At 70.2% G+C, this 14,139-nt stretch carries 12 protein-coding genes; 8 read left to right on the top strand and 4 right to left on the bottom strand.

Going from position 1 to position 14,139, the window contains the following annotated elements:
• Positions 1–38: 38 nt before the first annotated feature.
• Both ACYVIP_RS15815 and ACYVIP_RS15810 read left to right on the top strand, forming a co-directional pair.
• Positions 39–1,985, top strand: coding sequence for a glycoside hydrolase family 9 protein (locus ACYVIP_RS15815; protein WP_460396764.1), 1,947 nt, complete (start codon positions 39–41; stop codon positions 1,983–1,985).
• Positions 1,982–3,367, top strand: a complete 1,386-nt coding sequence (locus ACYVIP_RS15810) for a glycoside hydrolase family 6 protein (RefSeq protein WP_460396762.1) — start codon at positions 1,982–1,984, stop codon at positions 3,365–3,367. The genes ACYVIP_RS15815 and ACYVIP_RS15810 overlap by 4 nt, the downstream gene beginning before the upstream one ends.
• Before the next feature lie 215 nt (positions 3,368–3,582).
• Here ACYVIP_RS15810 and ACYVIP_RS15805 read toward each other — a convergent pair whose 3' ends face one another.
• Both ACYVIP_RS15805 and ACYVIP_RS15800 read right to left on the bottom strand, forming a co-directional pair.
• On the bottom strand, positions 3,583–4,131 hold the full coding sequence (locus ACYVIP_RS15805) for a TetR/AcrR family transcriptional regulator (RefSeq protein ID WP_460396760.1): 549 nt from the start codon (positions 4,129–4,131) through the stop codon (positions 3,583–3,585).
• Positions 4,132–4,142: 11 nt separating this feature from the next.
• Positions 4,143–5,603 carry an MFS transporter gene (locus ACYVIP_RS15800; protein ID WP_460396758.1) on the bottom strand — a complete coding sequence of 487 codons (1,461 nt, stop codon included), beginning with the start codon at positions 5,601–5,603 and terminating at the stop codon, positions 4,143–4,145.
• Between the two features lie 110 nt (positions 5,604–5,713).
• Here ACYVIP_RS15800 and ACYVIP_RS15795 point away from each other — a divergent pair, with 110 nt between their 5' ends.
• From ACYVIP_RS15795 to hrpA, 5 genes are all read left to right on the top strand, one after another.
• Positions 5,714–6,508, top strand: coding sequence for a HipA family kinase (locus ACYVIP_RS15795; RefSeq protein WP_460396756.1), 795 nt, complete (start codon positions 5,714–5,716; stop codon positions 6,506–6,508).
• Complete coding sequence (locus tag ACYVIP_RS15790; RefSeq protein ID WP_460396754.1) at positions 6,492–6,866, top strand: DUF3037 domain-containing protein; 375 nt, start codon at positions 6,492–6,494, stop codon at positions 6,864–6,866. Before ACYVIP_RS15795 ends, ACYVIP_RS15790 begins: the two co-directional genes overlap by 17 nt.
• A gap of 73 nt (positions 6,867–6,939) precedes the next feature.
• Entirely contained in the window at positions 6,940–7,419 is a 480-nt protein-coding gene (locus tag ACYVIP_RS15785) for a hypothetical protein (protein WP_460396752.1), read from the top strand.
• Positions 7,420–7,465: 46 nt separating this feature from the next.
• Positions 7,466–8,101: an L-threonylcarbamoyladenylate synthase gene (locus ACYVIP_RS15780; RefSeq protein ID WP_460396750.1), complete on the top strand. Its 636-nt coding sequence runs from the start codon at positions 7,466–7,468 to the stop codon at positions 8,099–8,101.
• Between the two features lie 59 nt (positions 8,102–8,160).
• A complete protein-coding gene (gene hrpA, locus ACYVIP_RS15775) occupies positions 8,161–12,039 on the top strand; it encodes an ATP-dependent RNA helicase HrpA (protein WP_460396748.1) in 3,879 nt (1,292 codons plus the stop codon).
• 79 nt (positions 12,040–12,118) lie between these two features.
• Here hrpA and ACYVIP_RS15770 read toward each other — a convergent pair whose 3' ends face one another.
• Positions 12,119–12,811 (bottom strand): DUF427 domain-containing protein, encoded by a 693-nt coding sequence (locus ACYVIP_RS15770; protein WP_460396746.1) that lies wholly within the window; start codon positions 12,809–12,811, stop codon positions 12,119–12,121.
• Positions 12,812–12,878: 67 nt separating this feature from the next.
• Here ACYVIP_RS15770 and ACYVIP_RS15765 point away from each other — a divergent pair, with 67 nt between their 5' ends.
• Positions 12,879–13,865: an aldo/keto reductase gene (locus ACYVIP_RS15765; protein ID WP_460396744.1), complete on the top strand. Its 987-nt coding sequence runs from the start codon at positions 12,879–12,881 to the stop codon at positions 13,863–13,865.
• 26 nt (positions 13,866–13,891) lie between these two features.
• Here the strand turns inward: ACYVIP_RS15765 and ACYVIP_RS15760 are convergent, their stop codons facing one another.
• Entirely contained in the window at positions 13,892–14,125 is a 234-nt protein-coding gene (locus ACYVIP_RS15760) for a hypothetical protein (protein ID WP_460396742.1), read from the bottom strand.
• Positions 14,126–14,139 lie beyond the last annotated feature (14 nt).

Below are 14,139 nucleotides of genomic sequence, written 5' to 3'. Positions count from 1 at the left end.
CTCAACTACCTACTCAATGTCGAGAAGGGACCGCGGACATGCGCGTTCGAGCGATCGTCGCCGTGGTGTCACTGGTGGCCGGTGCCATCGTGGCCGCGTCCGGCGCGGCGAGCGCGCGGTCCTCGGGGTTCAACTACGGCGAGGCACTGCAGAAGTCCATCTGGTTCTACGAGGCCCAGCAGGCGGGCGCGCTGCCGTCGTGGAACCGGGTCGGCTGGCGCGCGGACGCCGCGGTCGCCGATGGGTCCGATGTGGACACCGAGCTGACCGGCGGCTGGTTCGACGCCGGCGACCACGTGAAGTTCGGCTTCCCGATGGCCGCCTCGGCCACCATGCTCGCCTGGGGCGCGGTGGAGTACCGCGCCGCCTACGCCGATTCCGGCCAGCTCGACGAGCTGCTGAACAACCTGCGCTGGGTGAGCGACTACTTCGTCAGGGCGCACCCGTCCGCGAACGTCCTGTATGGACAGGTCGGCAACGGCGGAACCGACCACGCGTGGTGGGGCCCGGCCGAGGCGATGCCGATGGCCCGCCCCGCCTACCGGATCGACGCCTCCTGCGGTGGCTCGGACCTCGCGGGGGAGACCGCGGCCGCGCTGGCGGCGGCCTCGATGGTGTTCCGGCCGACCGATCCCGGCTACGCGAACACGCTGCTCGGCCACGCACGCACGCTGCACACCTTCGCCGACACCGTGCGCGGCAAGTACTCCGACTGCATCCGCGACGCGGCCAACTACTACAACTCCTGGAGCGGCTACCAGGACGAGCTGGTCTGGGCGGCGGCCTGGCTGTACCGCGCGACCGGCGAGGCCGCGTACCTGGCCAAGGCCGAGACCGAGTACGACCGGCTCAGCACCGATCCGGCCACCGGTCACCGTTCCTACAAGTGGACCATCGCCTGGGACGACAAGTCCTACGGCGCCTACGTGTTGCTCGCCACGCTCACCGGCGACGAACGCTACGTCGCCGACGCCAACCGCTGGCTGGACTACTGGACCGTCGGAGTGGACGGTCAGCGCGTGCCGTACTCCCCGGGCGGCCAGGCGGTGCTCGACCGCTGGGGTTCGTTGCGCTACGCGGCCAACACCGCCTTCGCCGCACTGGTCTACAGCGACTGGACCACCGACGCCACCCGCAGCCAGCGCTACCACGACTTCGCCGTCGGGCAGATCGACTACGCGCTTGGCGACAACCCGCGTGGCGGGTCGTTCATGGTGGGGTTCGGCCAGAATCCGCCGCGCAACCCGCACCACCGCACCGCGCACGGCTCGTGGTCCAACAGCATCCAGTCCCCGGCGGACAACCGGCACGTGCTCTACGGCGCGCTGGTCGGCGGCCCGCCATCGCCCAACGACCAGTACGTCGACGACCGGAACGACTACGTGATGAACGAGGTCGCGACCGACTACAACGCCGGGTTCACCGGGGCGCTGGCCCGCCTGTACCAGGAGTACGGCGGCGAGCCGCTCATCGGCTTTCCCTCGGCCGAACAGCCAGACGGCCCGGAGATCTACCTGCAGGCCGCGGTGAACTCGGCGAACACCAACTACACCGAGATCAAGACCTATGTGGTCAACCGGTCGGCGTGGCCGGCCAGGATCCTCGACGACGGGTCGTTCCGGTACTACTTCACCCTCGACGGGGACACCACGCCCGACCAGCTCTCCCTGACCGCGCACTACAACCAGTGCTCGCCGCCGACCGGGCCGACGCAGTACTCCGGTGCCGTCTACTACGTCTCGGTCGACTGCGCGGGCGCCGGCATCTCGCCGGCCGGCCAGTCCGAGCACCGCAGGGAGATCCAGTTCCGGATCACCAGCGCCGGCGCGTGGGACCCGGGCAACGACTGGTCCTATCAGGACATTCCACCGACCCCGGGAGCGACCCCGGTGACCGTGGACACCATGACCATGTACGCGGGTGACACCCAGATCTGGGGTCGCGTACCGACCTCAAGTGAACCCCCACCAATGGAGGAGAGATGAACCGTAAGGTCCTCAATGGACGAACACGATCGCGCCCTCGTCAGGCGCTGGTAGCGGCCGCGGCGATGTCGGTGGTCGCCGGACTCCTGACCTTCGGCTCAGTGGCCACCGCCGAGGAAACATCCGATGACGTCAGCACGGCGCGAGTGGACAACCCGTACGACGGCGCCACTGTCTACGTCAACCCGGACTGGTCGGCCAAGGCCACCGAGGGCGGCGGCTCGGCCATCGCCGACGAGCCGACGTTCGTGTGGATGGACCGCACCGCCGCGATCACCGGTACCGAGGGCGCCCGCGGCCTGCGCGAGCACCTGGACACCGCGGTGGACCAGGGCGCGGACCTGTTCCAGGTCGTGATCTACAACCTGCCCGGCCGCGACTGTTCCGCGCTGGCGTCCAACGGTGAGCTGCCGGCCGACGCGATCGGCAGGTACCAGACCGAGTACATCGACCCGATCGCCGAGATCCTCGGCGACTCGGCGTACGCGGACCTGCGCATCGTGGCGATCATCGAGATCGACTCGCTGCCCAACCTGGTCACCAACGTGGCGCCGCGGGAGACGCAGACCGAGAACTGCAACACCATGAAGGCCAACGGTAACTACCAGAAGGGCGTCGGCTACGCGCTCGGCGCGCTCGGCGCGTTGCCCAACGTCTACAACTACATCGACATCGGCCACCACGGCTGGCTCGGCTGGGACGACAACTTCCAGCCCTTCGCCGACCTGGTGATGAGCGAGACCGTGAACAACAACGGCGCCTCGCCGGAGGACGTGCACGGCTTCGTGTCCAATGTGGCCAACTACGGTGTGCTGCACGAGGAGCACTTCGACGCCAACACCGTGGTCGGTGGCAAGCCGGTGCGCGAGGACTCGGACTGGGTCGACTGGAACCGGTACGTCGATGAGGTCAGCTACGCCAAGGCCTACGGCGAGCTGTTCTCACAGCGGTTCGGCCGGCCGATCAGCATGCTGATCGACACCTCGCGCAACGGCTGGGGCGGCGCGGACCGGCCGAGCGGGCCGAGCTCGTCGACCGACCCGAACACCTTCGTCGAGGAGTCCCGCATCGACCGCCGGATCCACACCGGCAACTGGTGCAACCAGTCCGGTGCCGGCATCGGCGAGCGGCCGACCGCCTCGCCGGAGGACGGCATCGACGCCTTCGTCTGGGTCAAGCCGCCGGGTGAGTCCGACGGTGCCAGCGAGGAGATCCCCAACGACGAGGGCAAGGGCTTCGACGAGATGTGCGACCCGGCCTACCAGGGCAACCCGCGCAACGGCAACAACCCGTCGGGTTCGCTTGGCGACGCCCCGCTGTCCGGGCACTGGTTCCAGGCGCAGTTCTCCGAGCTGATCCAGAACGCCTACCCGGCGCTGTAACCCGAGGGAAGCCCTGAATGCCTCATTCGGGACGCTCAACGTCCTCAATGAGGCATTCAGGGCACTTGGAAGTCCGAGCAGCCTCCCGTCGACCGTCCCCGGCGGGAGGCTGTTCCCCATACCCACCGGTGGGAGTCGGGGGGACCCGCGGCGCGTTCCGTTCGGCTCGGCGAAGCACGGTTCGCCGGAGTTCGGCGGGCGCGTCGCGGGGCCGGTCAGGCGTCGATCAGCCGTTGCAGCGGCGGTGCGTAGCGCTCGACCAGTTCCTCGACGGTCAGCGCGGACAGCGCCGGCAGGTTCAGCGCGACGCGCCCGGCGCCGAGGCCGACCAGCTGGGCGCAGATCAGGTCGGCCCGCAGTTCGGCGTTCTGGCCGAGCAGGCGGGTGGCCAGCGGCTTGACCATATGGTGCTGGAACGAGGCGGCGAAGTCCTGCCCGTTGGGCCGGAAGGCGGTGATCACCGCGCGCAGGAACGGGTCGGACTGGGCATGGTCCTGCAGGCCGACCAGGGTGCGGACCAGGTGCTCGCCGAGCCGGTCGAGGTCGCAGTCCAGCAGCGCGGTCGCCTCGGCCTCGAACGACACCGCCTCGGCGAACAGGTCCTCCTTGGTGCCGAAGTACTTCAGCACCAGCGCCGCGCTCACCCCGCAGTCCTGGGCGATGTCGCGCAGGCCGACCTCGGCGAAGGCCCGCTGGGCGAACCGCCGCCGGGCCGCGCGCAGGATCGCGGCCCTGGTCTGGCCGGACCCGTCGGCCGTGCTCATGGCGGGTGAGCCTACCTAGCCGCGAGGTCGGCGTCGTCCTCGATCCGGGTGTCCTGGCTGACCTCCTGGCCCGCGCGGCGGATCGCGAAGGAGACCGAGACGGCGAGCAGCGCGGCGGTCAGCGCCCCGCCGGCCGCGATCCAGTAGGTCAGCACGTAGCCGCTGGCCGAGGCCACCTGCCGGCCGTCGACGGTCATGGTGAACGTCGCGAGGAACGTGCCGCCCAGCGCCGCGCAGGTGCTGGTGCCGATCGTGCGCAGCAGGGCGTTGAGGCTGTTCGCCGAGGCGGTCTCGGTGTTGGGCACCCAGTTCATGATCAGCGTCGGCATCGCGGAGAAGCACAGCGCGGTGCCGATCGAGAGCATCAGCAGCAGCGGCACGAGCAGCGCGAGGTGCCCGGGCAGCAGCGTCATCAGGATGTTGCCGACGAGCATGATCAGCGCACCGCACAGCAGCGTGACGTGCGCGCCGCGCCGGGCGGAGAGCCTGGCCGACACGGGGGAGAAGAACAGCAGGCCCAACCCCATCGGGATCATGCACACCCCGGCGACCATCACCGACGCGCCGAAGCCGTAGCCGGTTGCGGTCGGGGCCTGCAACTGCAGCGGGACCAGCATGAAGCTCGCGAACATGGCCAGCCCGATCAGCGGGGTGGACAGGTTGGTCAGCAGCACCACCGGCCGGCTGGAGGTACGCAGGTCGACCAGTGGCGAGCGCACCCGCAGCTGGTAGACCGCCCACAGCACGAGCACCACCGCGGCCCCGGCGAACAACCCGATCGTGGCCGGGCTGCCCCATCCCCAGTGCGCGCCCTGCGAGATCGCCAGCAGCAGGCACACCAGGCCGGTGGCCAGCCCGATCGCGCCGAGGAAGTCGAACCGGCCGGCGGCGCGCAGCGGCGACTCCGGCACGAACGCCCACACCAGGATCATCGCCGCGAGCGAGGCGGCGGTGGCGGCCCAGAACACCGCGTGCCAGTCCATCAGCTGGGCGATCACGCCGGACAGCGGCATGCCGATCGCGCCACCGACGCCGAGCGTGGAGCTCATGGTCGCGGTGCCGGCCATCACGCGATTGGGTGGTAGTGAGTCCTTGAGAATGCTGATGCCCAGCGGCAGCACGCCGAAGGACGCGCCCTGTAACAGCCGGCCGACCAGCAGCGCGCCGTAGGACCAGCTCACCGCGCCGAGCAGGGAGCCGGCGGTCATCAGCGCGAGCGAGCAGACCAGCATCCGGCGCTTGCCCATCATGTCCGCGAGCCGGCCGGCGACCGGCGCGCACACCGCGCCGGCGAGCATCGTCACCGTCAACAGCCAGGACGCGGCATCCTGGGACAGATGCATGATTCGGGACATTTCGGGCAACAAGGGGACGACCAGGGTGTGCATCAGGGACACGGTGATGCCGCATCCACAGAGCACGACCATGAGCCGCCGGGACCGATCCGCCTCGGGCGGTGAACCGATGTTCACCTGATGGAGTAAACAGATGTTCACCCGGCAGGGTCAATGAAGTATGACCATGGTCGCGACCGTGGCGCTCCCGGCCGGCCGCCAGGACGGGTGCGGCATGATGGCGTCCCGTGGATGACGGCAAACCCCTGCGCACGGTGACGGCCACCCGGTACGTGACGCCGTTTCGGGAGGGCGGGTCGCTTCCCGGCCTGGTCGAGGCCGACGACCTCGGCATGTACGTGCTCAAGTTCCGCGGTGCCGGCCAGGGGATCAAGGCGCTGGTCGCCGAGGTGATCGTGGGGGAGCTGGCGCGCCGGCTCGGGTTCCGGGTGCCCGAGATCGTGCTCGTCGAGCTCGACCCGCAGCTGGCCAAGGCCGAGCCGGACGAGGAGATCCAGGACCTGCTCGACGCCAGCGGCGGGGTCAACCTCGGGTTCGACTACCTGCCCGGCTCGTTCGACTTCAACCCGAACGTGCGGGACCCGGGCGCCGAGCTGGCCGCCCGGCTGCTCTGGCTGGACACGCTGGTGCTCAACGTCGACCGGAGCTGGCGCAACCCCAACATGCTGCTCTGGCACCGCGAGGTCTGGCTGATCGACCACGGCGCGTCGCTGTACTTCCACCATCGGTGGGGCCCCGACTGGGTGCCGGCCGCCGAGTACCGCTACGACGCCGCCGACCACGTGATGCTCCCGGCGGCCGGCTCGGTGGTCGACGCCGACCGGGCGCTACGGCCGCTGGTCACCGACGAGCTGCTCGGCGAGGTGCTCGCGCTGGTGCCGGACGAGTGGCTGGCCGCCGACCCCGCGTTCGCGTCGCCCGGCCAGGTCCGGGACGCCTACCTGGCGTTCTTCCACCGGCGACTGGCGCAGGCGCCGAGCTGGGTACCGGCGTTGGAGGAGACCCGTGCCGCACGTGTATGAGTACGCGCTGGTGCGCGCGGTGCCCCGGCAGGAACGTGGCGAGTACATGAACGTCGGCGCGATCGTGTACTGCGCGACGCTGCGTTACCTGAGCTGCCGGACCCACCTCGACCCCGTCCGGCTCGGTGCGCTCGACCCGGCCCTGGACCTGGACGTGCTGGCCGACGCCCTGCGGGCCCTCGGTCAGGCTTGCGCGGCCGGCCCGGCGGCCGAGAACACGCCGGGCCAGCGGTTCCGCTGGCTGACCGCGCCGCGTAGCACGATCGTGCAGACCTCACCGACGCACACCGGGTTCACCGAGGACCCGGAGGCGGAACTCGACCGGCTCATGGGCACTCAGGTAATGACGCGTTCCTGACCAGGAACGGTCCCCGAATCGCTGGGAGAAATTCCCGACCAACGGGGACCGGTGGCCGGTTAGCCTTCGAATTATGATGAGAAAACGCGTGATTGCCGGCGCGATCGCCATGGCGCTCGCCGTGCTGGTCGCTCCTGGGGTGTCGACGGCCGGTGCCGTGGCCGCTACATGCGCGCCGAACGCTGATCAGTGGCTCGGCAGCTACGAGGGTCAGGTCGTGCACGACGAGCAAACCGGGAATTCCTACGATCTCGAGCTCGACGTCCTGCCTGGTTTCGACCGGTGGGAACTGTGGGCGGAGGCGTACTATCCATCACTGGAGAATCCCCAAATTTATACCACCTGGGACGTCTTGTTTTCCGAAGGCGAACTGGAAATCCGGACCGAATTCATGCCCGATCCGGGAGCGTATGCCCGCCACTATTACGGCACCTCGGTGAGTTGTGACGAGAATGGCGCGGTCACCCGGTTCAGTGGGAAGTTCCGGTTCAACGGGTGGACCGGGTGGATGCCGATTACTAGCTACGGCTCCTTCGAAGTCACCCGGGCCTGAACCTCCCGGCCGGGTGCTCGACACCCGGCCGCCCTAGGGTGGTCGGGTGGCGAAGTACTTCGACGTGCACCCGGACAACCCGCAGCGACGTGCGATCGGGCAGGTGATCGCGATCCTGCGCGACGGCGGGCTGATCGCCTACCCGACCGACTCGTGCTACGCGCTGGGCTGTCTGACCGGCAACAGAGAGGGGGTCGACCGCATCCGGTCGATCCGCCAGCTCGACGACCGGCACCACTTCACCCTGGTCTGCCACGACTTCGCCCAGCTCGGTCAGCTCGTCTACCTGTCGAACACGGTGTTCCGCGCGATCAAGGCCGCTACTCCCGGTAGCTACACCTTCATCCTGCCAGCCACCAAAGAGGTGCCGCGCCGGCTGCTCAACGCGAAGAAGAAGACCGTCGGTGTGCGCATCCCCGACCACGTCGTCACCCAGACGTTGCTCGCCGAGCTGGGCGAGCCGCTGCTGTCCAGCACCCTGCTGCTGCCCGGCGAGGAGGAGCCGCTCACCCAGGGCTGGGAGATCAAGGAGCGCCTCGACCACGTGGTGGACGCGGTCATCGACTCCGGCGACTGCGGCGTCGAGCCCACCACGGTGATCGACTTCTCCGACGACGAGCTGACGGTCATCCGCGAGGGCGCCGGCGACCTCACCCGCTTCGGCGAGTCCCTGACCCGCTGACCGGCAGCCGACCCACCTCCACAAACTCGGTGGCGTGGGTCGTTAGGCTCGGTGGTGCGATGACTGTGCCTACCACCAGCCTCGGGGACCTCCGTGCTCGGCTGTCCGAGGTGACGCTGCGCGACGAACGACGGCTTCGCCGTCGGCTCGACTCGCTCGGCAAGCTCCGTGACCAGACGGTCAGACAGGAGCGGATCGCCGAGTTGGCCGCCGAGATCGACCGCGCGGCCACCCGCGTCGAGCGCCGCCGGGCCGCGGTCCCGAAGATCACCTACCCGGACGAGCTGCCGATCAGCCAGCGCCGCGACGAGATCAAGAAGGCGATCGCCGAACACCAGGTCGTGATCGTCGCCGGCGAGACCGGCTCGGGCAAGACCACCCAGCTGCCCAAGATCTGCCTCGAGCTGGGCCGCGGCGTGCGCGGGCTGATCGGGCACACCCAGCCGCGCCGGATCGCCGCCCGCACGGTGGCCGAACGCATCGCCGACGAGCTGGACGTGCGCCTCGGCGACGCGGTCGGCTGGAAGATCCGGTTCACCGACCAGGTCGGCGACGCCACCGTGCTCAAGCTGATGACCGACGGCATCCTGCTCGCCGAGCTGCAGTCCGACCGCGACCTGCGCCAGTACGACACCCTGATCATCGACGAGGCACACGAGCGCAGCCTCAACGTCGACTTCATCCTCGGCTACCTGCGCCAGCTCCTGCCGCGCAGGCCGGACCTCAAGGTGATCATCACCTCGGCGACCATCGACCCGGAGCGGTTCTCGAACCACTTCGACGACGCGCCGATCATCGAGGTCTCCGGGCGCACCTACCCGGTCGAGGTCCGCTACCGCCCGGTGGTCGACCCGGACGTGCCCGATGCCGACCCGGACCGCGACCAGACCCAGGCGATCCTGGACGCGGTCGACGAGCTGTGCGCCGAGGGCCCCGGCGACGTGCTGGTGTTCCTGTCCGGCGAACGCGAGATCCGCGACACCGCGGACGCGCTGGCCGCCACCCAACGCGCCAACACCGAGATCGTGCCGCTCTATGCCCGGCTGTCCTCGGGGGAGCAGCGGCGGGTCTTCCAACCCCACTCCGGCCGCCGGGTGGTGCTGGCCACCAACGTGGCCGAGACCTCGCTGACCGTGCCGGGCATCAAGTACGTCATCGACCCCGGCTTCGCCAGGATCTCCCGCTACAGCAACCGGTTGAAGGTGCAGCGGCTGCCGATCGAGCCGGTCTCCCAGGCCTCGGCCAACCAGCGCAAGGGCCGCTGCGGGCGCACCTCGGACGGCATCTGTGTCCGCCTCTACACCGAGGACGACTTCGACGCCCGCCCGGAGTTCACCGACCCGGAGATCCTGCGCACCAACCTGGCGTCGGTCATCCTGCAGATGGCCGCCGCCGACCTCGGGGACATCGCGAAGTTCCCGTTCGTCGAGCCGCCGGACCGCCGGCACATCACCGACGGCATGAACCTGCTTCACGAGCTCGGCGCGCTGGAGTCCTCGACGAAGTCCTCCGAGCCGAAGCTGACCCCGCTCGGCCGCAAGCTCGCCCGGCTGCCGGTCGACCCGAGGCTGGCCAGGATGGTGCTGGCGGCCGCGGACAACGGCTGTGTCAGCGAGGTCATGGTGATCGCCGCCGCGCTGTCCATTCAGGACCCACGGGAACGGCCGGTGGACAAGCAGGCGCAGGCCGACCAACAGCACGCCCGGTTCCGCGACCCGGAGTCGGACTTCCTGAGCTACCTGAACCTCTGGCGCTACCTGACCGAGCAGAAGCGGGACCTGTCGGCCAACCGGTTCCGCCGGCTCTGTCGCGCGGAGTTCCTGAACTACCTGCGGGTGCGCGAGTGGCAGGACGTCGCCGGCCAGCTGCGCCAGATGGCCAAGAGTCTCGACGTCACCGCCAACGACACCCCGGCCGAGCCGGCGCGGGTGCACCAGGCGCTGCTGTCGGGCCTGTTGTCCCACCTCGGGCTCAAGGACCCGGCCGGCAAGGAGTACCTCGGCGCGCGCAACGCGAAGTTCGCGATCTTCCCCGGCTCCTCGGTGTTCCGTAAACAGCCGCGCTGGGTGATGGCCGCCGAGCTGGTGGAGACCTCCCGGCTGTGGGGCCGGGTGGTGGCCCGCGTCGATCCGGAGTGGATCGAGCCGCTCGCCGGACACCTGGTGCGGCGCAACTACAGCGAGCCGAGGTGGGAGAAGAAACGCGCGGCGGCGATGGCCTCGGAGCGGGTCACGCTGTTCGGCCTGCCGATCGTGGTCGACCGCCCGGTGAACTACGGCCGGATCGACCCGCCGGTGGCCCGCGCGCTGTTCATCCGGCACGCGCTGGTGCAGGGGGAGTGGCCGACCAGCCACACCTTCCTCAAGCGCAACGCCGAGCTGCTCGCCGAGGCCGAGGAGCTGGAGCACAAGGCCCGGCGGCGCGACATCGTGGTCGACGAGCAGTCCCTGTTCGAGTTCTACGACGAGCGGGTCGGCCAGGAAGTCGTGTCCGGGCGGCACTTCGACACCTGGTGGAAGAAGACCAGGCGGGACAACCCGGACCTGCTGACCTTCGACCCGGCGATGCTGGTCAACCCGGACGCGGGCGACGTGCGCCCGGACGCGTACCCGGATGCCATGTCGCACAACGACATCCAGCTCGACCTGAGCTACCGGTTCGAGCCGGGCGAGGCCACCGACGGGGTGACCGTGCAGGTGCCGCTGGCCTTGCTGAACCGGGTCAGCGCCGACGGGTTGCCCTGGCAGGTGCCCGGGTTGCGGGAGCAGCTGCTGACCGCGCTCATCCGGTCGCTGCCCAAGCCGTTGCGGCGCAACTTCGTGCCGGTGCCGAACTTCGTGGCCGCGCTGCGTGAGCGGCTGGCGGCGGTGGCCGAGCCGTCACTCGACCAGGTGACCCAGCTGCTGCGCGAGCTGACCGGGGTGGTCGTGCCGCCGGACGCCTGGCAGCTCGACCAGGTGCCCCAACACCTGCGCACCACCTTCCAGGTGGTCGACGGCGACCGGCCGGTGCTGACCGGCAAGAATCTCGGTGCGCTGAAGCGGGAGCTGGCCTCGCGGGTGCGGGAGTCGCTGGCCTCCGGCGAGGAGGGCATCACCCGTGAGGGCCTGACCTCCTGGTCGTTCGGCGCGCTCGAGCGTGCCGTGTCGCTGCGGCGGGCCGGCCAGCAGGTGACCGCGTACCCGGCGCTGGTGGACACCGGCTCGGCGGTGGCGATCCGGCTGTTCGACAGCGAGGCCGAGCAGGCGCGGGCGATGCGGCCAGGCACCCGGCGGCTGGTGCTGCTGACGGTGCCCTCGCCGGTGAAACAGGTGGTGCGGCGGCTGCCGAACGCGGCGAAGCTGGCGCTGTCGGCCAACCCGCACGGGAGCGTGCCCGGGCTGCTGGCCGACTGCCTCAACGCGGCGGCCGACGAGCTGATCGCCGCGCACGGCGGGCCGGTGTGGACCGCCGAGTCGTTCACCGCGCTGGTCGCGGCGGTGCGGGGTGGGCTGGCCGACGGCCTGTACACCGCGCTGGACCGGGTGCGTGGCGTGCTGACCGCGCACGCCGAGGTCGACGCCGCGCTGGCGCGGATGACCGGGAAGGTGTTCGCCGAGTCGGTCGCGGACATGCGGGCGCAGGTGGCCGGCCTGGTGTTCGACGGGTTCGTCACCGCGACCGGGGTCGCCCGGTTGTCCGATGTGGAGCGTTACCTGCGCGGGGTGCTGCGGCGGCTGGCGAAACTGCCCGAGCGGCCGGACCGGGACCTGGAGTGGACCTATGTGGTGCAGGACGCGGCCGCCGCCTACGCGGAGGTGCGCGGCCGGCCGGGGGACGACGGCCGGGTGCGGTGGATGATCGAGGAGCTGCGGATCGGCCTGTTCGCCCAGACGCTCGGCACCGCCTACCCGGTCTCGGAGAAACGGATCTACCGGGCCATCGACGACATCGCCTGACCGGCCGCAATGCCCTGAATGAGGCATTGGCGACGTTCAACGCCCTGAATGAGGCATTCAGGGCGTTGGCCTGCCTGACCTAGCTGAACGGCGAGTGCGGGCGTTCCAGTGGCTGGCCGTCGAGGGTGATGTCCACCTTCTCGTTGTAGAAACAGGCCAGGCCGGTGACCTTCTGGCTCTCCGGCAGCGGCGCGCGGTAGATCCACACGATGTCCGCGTGCACCCCGCGCCCGGTGTCCACCGTCCAGTACGACGCGGTTCCCTTGTAGGGACAGTGCGTCTGGGTCGTCGACGGCACCAGCAGGTCCAGCCGCACGTCGGTGAGCGGCAGGTAGTACCTCGGCGGCAGGCTGGTCTCGAACAGGATCCTCGGCTGGCGGGAGTCGGCGACCACGACGCCGTCCACCATCACCACGACATGCCGGGAGCTGGCCAGGATGTCGACCCGCTTGTACGGGTCGCGGGGGTGGACGTAGATCGGCTCGTCCTCCTCCAGCCACTCGTCCATGGCGTCGAAGTGCAGCTTCACCAGGTCGCGCAGCTCGGGGTCGGGGAAGCGGCTGGCCGCCGCCGGCACCCGCACCCCGTCGACCACGACGTCGTGCACCACCGGGTCGGCCGTTGGCGCCAACTCGGCGAGCACGTCGGCCGCCGGCAGGAAGTAGGTCGGGTAGTAGGGCTTCTCCCAGACCAGCACCGGTGACCTGGAGTCGGCGACCAGCCGGCCACCGACGTAGGCCCGAACGCGCTTCTGGCTCGTCTCCACCCGCATACCTCGAACCTACCCCCGGAAAAACCTCTGGACCCGGAGCGCGCTCCAGGTACCACCATTGGGGAACATGACGACCACGTGGACCGGAAAGCGCGTACTGGGAGACCTCGAGGTCAGTGCGCTCGGCTTCGGGTGCTGGGCCATCGGCGGGCCGTTCGCCGACGCCACGGGAAAGCCGCTCGGCTGGGGCGAGGTGGACGACGACGAGTCGATCCGCGCGATCCACGCCGGGCTCGACCTCGGCGTCACCTTCTTCGACACCGCCGACGCCTACGGGACCGGACACAGCGAGACCGTGCTCGGCCGGGCGCTCAGGGGCAGGCGCGACCGGGTGGCCATCGCCTCGAAGTGGGGCAACGTGCTCGACCATGACCGGCGGATGCTGGTGGGTCAGGACGCCTCACCCGAGTACGTGCGCGGTGCGCTGGAGGCCACGCTGCGCCGGCTGGACACCGACTACCTCGACCTCTACCAACTGCACATCGGCCCGGCGATCGAGGACGCCGCGCCACTGCGCGCGGTGTGCGAGGACCTGGTGGCCGACGGGCTGATCCGCGGCTACGCCTGGAGCACAGACGACCCGGCGCGGGCGGCCGCGTTCGCGCAGGGGGCGCACTGCACCGCGGTACAGCACGAGCTCAGCGTGCTGCACGACGCGCCGGAGATCGTCGAGCTGTGCGCGCGCCGGGGCATCGCGTCGATCAACCGGACCCCGCTGGCCATGGGGCTGCTCGGCAGGCGCTCGGCGAGCAGGCCGGCGAGCGGGGCCGACATCCGCACGGTCGCGCCGGAGTGGCTGCGGTTCTTCGCCGACGGGGTGCCGACGCCGGCGTGGGCGTCCCGGGTGGCGGCCATCCGGGACATCCTGACCAGTGACGGGCGGACACTGGCCCAGGGCGCGCTCGGCTGGGTGCTGGCCAGGAGCGAGCGCACCATCCCGATCCCGGGGTTCCGCGATGTCGGGCAGGCACAGGAGAACGCCGGCGCCCTCGCACTCGGACCACTGCGGTCGGAGCAGGTGGCCGAGATCGCCGGCGTTCTCACCGCCGCCTGACCCGTGCCCGGGTCCCCTGCGTGGGATCACTGCACGGGCGAGTCCGGCGGCGGCAGGCGCAGGTCGCGCTGGATCTCGACGTCGGCCACCCCGGGCACCGTGGACAGGGCGGCGATCGCGTCCTGGTCCACGGTCCCGGTGATGACTCCGGCGCCGTCCAGCACCTCGGTGACGGTGAGACCGGCGCGGCGCAGCGCGTCGACCACGGTCGGCAGGTCGGCCAGCCGGTCGTCGGCGACCGAGACGATCACGCGCGCCACATGCCCTCCTGGCA

The organism is Actinophytocola sediminis, assembly GCF_054779715.1.
This window is presented reverse-complemented; position numbering and strand designations above follow the sequence as displayed.

Bases quoted from the DNA above. Each gene is read 5' to 3' on its own strand.
- ACYVIP_RS15805 (WP_460396760.1), bottom strand. From the start codon at position 4,131: ATGAGCACGGCCGACGGGTCCGGCCAGACCAGGGCCGCGATCCTGCGC.
- ACYVIP_RS15815 (WP_460396764.1), top strand. From the start codon at position 39: ATGCGCGTTCGAGCGATCGTCGCCGTGGTGTCACTGGTGGCCGGTGCC.
- ACYVIP_RS15765 (WP_460396744.1), top strand. From the start codon at position 12,879: ATGACGACCACGTGGACCGGAAAGCGCGTACTGGGAGACCTCGAGGTC.
- ACYVIP_RS15785 (WP_460396752.1), top strand. From the start codon at position 6,940: ATGATGAGAAAACGCGTGATTGCCGGCGCGATCGCCATGGCGCTCGCC.
- ACYVIP_RS15810 (WP_460396762.1), top strand. From the start codon at position 1,982: ATGAACCGTAAGGTCCTCAATGGACGAACACGATCGCGCCCTCGTCAG.
- hrpA (WP_460396748.1), top strand. From the start codon at position 8,161: ATGACTGTGCCTACCACCAGCCTCGGGGACCTCCGTGCTCGGCTGTCC.
- ACYVIP_RS15770 (WP_460396746.1), bottom strand. From the start codon at position 12,811: ATGCGGGTGGAGACGAGCCAGAAGCGCGTTCGGGCCTACGTCGGTGGC.